This window comes from Pontiella sp. (assembly GCF_041622395.1).
GTDB lineage: Bacteria > Verrucomicrobiota > Kiritimatiellia > Kiritimatiellales > Pontiellaceae > Pontiella.
On record NZ_JBFJYW010000261.1, the window covers coordinates 1 to 5408 of the forward strand.

Genomic DNA, 5408 nt, shown 5'->3' on the forward strand with positions numbered 1-5408 from the left:
CCCCGCCACAGAATCCGGCACCACGCCCCCAGCGGAATCGATTCCAGGCTTTCCCTGCGGGCTTCGATCGGTATGATGGCGCGCTTTGTATGGAGTTGGCGGGGAAACAAGGGTTTAAGGAGAGACACATGGGCAAAAGAGATATGATTCGCAATGTGGCGCTTGGCGCCGCAATGCTTTTTTTACTGAGCGGGTGCGGCGGTTCGGAGAAGGAATCCGGCGAAGCACTCAACGCCAAGGGACAGGCCTACCTCGACTCCGGCAACGCCGCAAAGGCGGTCGAATGCTTCACGGCCGCCGCCGAAACCGGCTTTGCCGAGGCCATGATGAACCTCAGCTCCTGCTATGTGGAAGGCGCAGGCGTCCAGCCCGACCCGGCAACCGCGTTCGGCTGGATCAAGCAGTCGGCGGACGCCGGGTTCCCGCGCGCCAAGGCCTACATTTGCTTGTTCTATCTGCGCGGCATCGGCACCGAACAGAACGTGGAAAAGGCGATCGTGACGCTCGACAGCGAAGTCGCCTTGGGCAATGCCGACGCCATGGCCATTCTCGCCAACCTCTACGAGGTCGGCGCCGGAGTCGAAATCGACATGGCCAAAGCGCTGGAATTGCACCGCCAAGCCGCCATGAAAGGCAACGCGCTCTCGATGTATTTCATGGGCCGCGCCTATGCGAAGGGCCTCGGCGGCGTCCGGGCAAACCCCACCGCCGGAGCCGAGTGGTACCAAAAAGCGCACGACGCCGGGTCGATCGAAGCCACCGGCAAACTCGGCGTATGCCATATGATGGGCGCGGGCGTTGCCAAAGACGAGGCCAAGGGGCTCGCCCTCCTCCAACAGGCGGCCAACGCGGGCGACCCCGATTCGATGTATAACCTCGGCGTTTGCAACGAACGCGGAATCGGCATGCCGGAAAATCCGGAAGAAGCCGTCCGTTGGTACCGGATCGCCGCCGAAGCCGGCTGCCCGGAAGCGATGTACAACCTCTCCATCTGCCTCGCAAACGGTAAAGGCGTTGCGCAAGACAAGGTCGAAGCCATCGAATGGAAATCCAAGGCCACCGAAAGCGGCAAAGAACTGCGCGGCCGCGACTCCTGACCCTTACGATCAATTATCCACCGGAAACATCTACGGATATCCCCGACACGGCGCACGATGATGGAACGACCGTGCGGATGCGCCCGGTGGGGCACCGGGCCTACAACCCGCAGGATTACGCCTCCACCATCCGGGACTGGCTCCCGGCCTAAAACTCCACGTCCTTGTGGAGGCGGATCTCGAGCATCGGCTTGGCTTCGGTCCAGCCTTTGGCGATGGCGTGGAGATCCTGCTTGATGCGGGTGGTTTCGCGGAAGCGCTCTTCGTTGGAAATGTCGGTGCGCCGCGCCAGCTGCGCCAGCTCGTTCTCGAGGTGGCGCTTCCAGAAAATCAGGATATAGCGCTGCGCCAGCTCGACGGCCGTGGTTTCGGCATCGATCGTGCGCGATTCCTCGACCTGCACCTGGCTAATGATCTTCTGCATCGGTTCGTCGTATTCGTGGAAACCCTCGGTGAGGGTTTCGGGCGGGTCGAGCATCAGGATTTCGACGAGCTGCTTGCAGGCGGGGTCGGTCAGATGGTCCGGCGGCAGATAATCGTGTACGAGCGGATGGACGTCGTGGTAGTAGTGGACGAGCAGCTCCAGCAGGGCGGTCTCTTGGCGCGGGTAGGTCTTGCGCGGCGGTATCTTCGCCGCCGGCGGCTCTTCCGCCCGCCGGGGGGCGCGCTGCTGGCTCTTGGCGCGGTGAAGATCCTGGCTGAGCGCCAGCGGTGAAATGTTGAGGCGGTCGGCGGCGGTGTGGATCATCGGGTCGCGACGCGCGGCCGAGGGGCAATGGTTGATCAGATTGATGACCGCCTGGACGACGCGCATGCGCCCGGCCTCGGTCGAGGTGTCTTCCTGCTTTTGAAACGCATCGATCAAAAAATCGAGCGCGCTTTTGGCCACCGCCACCAGCGCGATCAGCGCTTCCTTCCCGCTATTCTTGACGAGCGAATCGGGGTCTTCGCCCTCGGGCAGGGTTACGACGCGGACGCTCAGTTCGTTGGCAATGAAGATCTCGGACGAACCCAGCGCCGCCTTGAGCCCGGCCGCGTCGGCATCGAGCACGAGAATGACTTCGTCGGCATAGCGCTTGAGCATGCGCGCATGGTTTTCGGTCAGCGCGGTTCCCTGCGAGGCCACCACGTTTTTCAAGCCCGCCTGGTGGCAGCGGATCGCATCGATCTGCCCTTCGACGACGATGGCCTGGCGCGATTCGACGATCGGCTTGCGCGCCTTGTCGAAGGCATAGAGGACGCTGTTCTTGCGAAACAGCAGGGTTTCGGGGCTGTTGACGTATTTCGCGCCCTTTTCGGCCTTGTTCATGATGCGGCCGGAAAAGCCGATCACGCGCCCCATCTGGTCACAGATCGGGAACATGATGCGGTTGCGGAAGCGGTCGTAGTGGCTGCCGCGGTCGGAGGGCACCACGAGGCCGGCGGCTTCGAGTTGCGGCGCTTCGTAGCCTTTTTTTAAGGCGCGCCCGAGCAGCTCTTCCCAGCCATTGGGGGCATAGCCGATCTGGAATTCCTTGATGATCTCCAGCGGCAGGTCGCGCTCTTCGAGGTAGCGGCGCGCCTCGGCCCCCTCGGCGCTGTCGAGCAGCATGCGGTGGTAGAAGGCGGCCGCATCGGTATGCAACTTGTAGAGCACATCCTTGTTGCCGCTCTTTTCGGGTTGCCCGCCTTCGTACACGATCTCCACGCCGACCCGCTCGGCCAGCACACTGACCGCCGTCACAAAATCCACTTTTTCATAGTCCATCACGAAGCGGAAGACGTCGCCGCCCGCCCCGCAGCCAAAGCAATGGAAGATTTGCCGCGCGTCGTTGACCGTGAACGACGGCGTCTTTTCCTTATGGAACGGGCAGTTGCATTTATAGGTCGATCCCCGGCGGCGCAACTCCGGCAAATACGCGCCGACCACCTCAACAATGTTGCAGCGTGCGCGGATCTCTTCGATCGTCTCCTTGGGAATCATGGCCATGCACAAGCAATACCTGAACACCGCCCGCTCCTCAATCCCGCGACTCAGATTTTTGGGCGCGATCCGCGAACGAACCCGCTTAAACGCCAATTTCCAGTTCGATGATACTGACGGAATGGAGCAAGAGGCACCGCCAGAGGAACCGCGCCCTATGCGCCCGAGCGAATACGCACCGCTGAACGGTTCGGAAACTCCGACCGCCTCGGTACGCATCAGAGCATTTTCGGTCGGATTTCTCGATTACGGAACCGGCACATTTCTCGACGCCTCCCGTTAGTCGGTGGTGCCTTGCGAACCGCCAAGTGCGGACCCGCATGCTTGGTGGTATGGGGAGGAGGAGCCAGTCACTCCTCTTTACCCGATTTCGCAGGTTTTCTTATAACGATTTCTTATTTGAAGGAGTCTGACGCCCGTTTCTTATGCAATGCCTGTATTAGTTTATTTTCACCTTGACAACTTTGTACCTTGCCGTTCTTAACAGTATATCTTTGACTTGTCCCTATTTCTCTCGCGACATAGAAACTAGAAGGAGACCGTGCTCGGAATATTGAATCGTAATCGATAAAGAATCTATTTCTTAGATTCCCGGAGCTATTTCGTTCGAAATCACTTAAATCGCTCTCTAAATAACACATTAAACCTCTAAAATCCTTACCAAAATCTTCTTTTCCGATTTCCATCAGTCCAAGCAATAAGTTAGTCGATGTACCTGAAAGAATCTCAGTTGGGTGCTCGTAAAACTTGAATGCACGTGTTCGTTTCATGGCTATAAAGGCGCGCTTTTTTTCTATATTTCCATCAAGTACTTTCAGTATCTCCGCATCAATGATCCATAGAGAATTTCGCTTAAGCTGCAAGGTTGCGTTGAGAATGGGATCAGCTATGTAAAGGTATTCTGTACCTTTAGTACTCGAAATCCTAACATCAACGAGTGATTCAGGTTGTAGTACTTTTTCTTGATTTTTTTTCCGTTCTTCATCTAGTGTTATCACCAGTCCGGGATCTGAAAATGCATAATAGTTAATAACCTTGACTGATACGATCCCATTAAGAGTGTCTAGTTGAAAACGATTTGCTTGGTCATAGATAAAATAATCATTGACACCTGCGGAGGCTCTCTGACTAAGGACACAGCTAAAAATAAGTAATAATATTGATTTCATAATATATATCCTAACTTGCCCTACCGTTCAAAATAGTGAGGAGGAACTAGTTTATCTGCAGCATAAGCTTCTATTTCAGCCCAAGAAGTGGAATTCCCAGGAGGCCCAATTAATTCTTCGAAAACATACTCCTGTGTAAGATTTCGTAGTAATTGAAATGCTGACAAAATCATAGGTGCGCTGTCATTGCCTGTATCGCTCAAAAAAGTTTCAATCATACTACAGGCTTCTTGTGCTGCTGGTGTTTGCGTGCCTTGATAAAAGACGCTGTAATGCTGCTCCTCGTGCGCTTTAGCTTTATCTAAAAATTCACTATCGGGATGATACATGCTGTAATCTGGATCGCCGGAAAAAGTGAAAGATGAATACGAAGCGACTCTATATAGACCATTACTTTCTGAAGGGATTAATTGAGCTGTTGCACTTATATCGATAGAAGCTTCTTCTGCAACTGTTACAGTGATTGTTTTCGTAGCAGTGCAGTTTTCACTTGTTTTGCATTCCAGTTCGTACTCGCAGGATAGCACTTCTCCATCTCCGTCATGCCAGAAAAATTGGATCGTAGCGCACATTCCATCTTCTGAAATCGATGGTTTTAGTAGACCTTCGGCCCCACCTCCCTCTGGCGTCAGAGTCCACATTGGTGTTACATCATCAGAGACATCAGGTGTCGTTACGCATTCAAAAGTTATGCTCCCTCCATCTTCAACACTTTCACCTCCTGAAATTTCATCAATATCATATTTTGTACCATCAGCTAAGTTGCACCCTGCCGTCACATGTGTTGGTAGGGTGAGAAATAATACAATTGTTGTTACAGTTATGATTTTTACTGTGATCATCTTTTTTCCTTATCGTTGCAGACCTTATGGCTGAAGTTGATTGAGCCTCGGTCGGATTTCCCTGTTAAATTAGAGGCGTGCCCCCGGGGGTTCCGCGGGCTGCTCCGTCGCCGGAGCCTATCCATCATTGAACACGCAATTCAACCCGAAAGACACGCCATGAAGAAAGTATACAAGAAATCGACGCACACAAAGACTAAAAAACCATTGCGCTCGCTTTTTCAGAAGTGGCCTCGGTTTTTAAACCGGTCGACCGTCAGTTTAAGCTATGCCGCATAGGCTCCGGTTCCTTTGGTTTCCTTCCTCCCCCGGGGGAGGAAGGAAAAATCACGCCGCC

5 protein-coding genes are annotated in these 5408 nt (G+C 54.4%); 2 read left to right on the plus strand and 3 right to left on the minus strand.

Annotated features, from left to right (window positions below):
* Positions 1-128: 128 nt before the first annotated feature.
* Complete coding sequence (locus ABYO54_RS13480; protein ID WP_372808770.1) at positions 129-1097, plus strand: tetratricopeptide repeat protein; 969 nt, start codon at positions 129-131, stop codon at positions 1095-1097.
* 148 nt (positions 1098-1245) lie between these two features.
* Here the strand turns inward: ABYO54_RS13480 and dnaG are convergent, their stop codons facing one another.
* A complete protein-coding gene (gene dnaG / locus ABYO54_RS13485) occupies positions 1246-3066 on the minus strand; it encodes a DNA primase (RefSeq protein ID WP_372808771.1) in 1821 nt (606 codons plus the stop codon).
* On the opposite strand from dnaG, the gene ABYO54_RS13490 reads away from it, so the two are divergent.
* Positions 3065-3343: a hypothetical protein gene (locus ABYO54_RS13490; protein ID WP_372808772.1), complete on the plus strand. Its 279-nt coding sequence runs from the start codon at positions 3065-3067 to the stop codon at positions 3341-3343. The two genes, dnaG and ABYO54_RS13490, sit on opposite strands and share 2 nt — an antisense overlap.
* A gap of 112 nt (positions 3344-3455) precedes the next feature.
* On the opposite strand, the gene ABYO54_RS13495 is transcribed toward ABYO54_RS13490, so the two are convergent.
* Positions 3456-4229 carry a hypothetical protein gene (locus tag ABYO54_RS13495; protein WP_372808773.1) on the minus strand — a complete coding sequence of 258 codons (774 nt, stop codon included), beginning with the start codon at positions 4227-4229 and terminating at the stop codon, positions 3456-3458.
* A 20-nt stretch (positions 4230-4249) separates the two neighbouring features.
* Positions 4250-5071 (minus strand): hypothetical protein, encoded by an 822-nt coding sequence (locus tag ABYO54_RS13500; RefSeq protein ID WP_372808774.1) that lies wholly within the window; start codon positions 5069-5071, stop codon positions 4250-4252.
* Positions 5072-5408 lie beyond the last annotated feature (337 nt).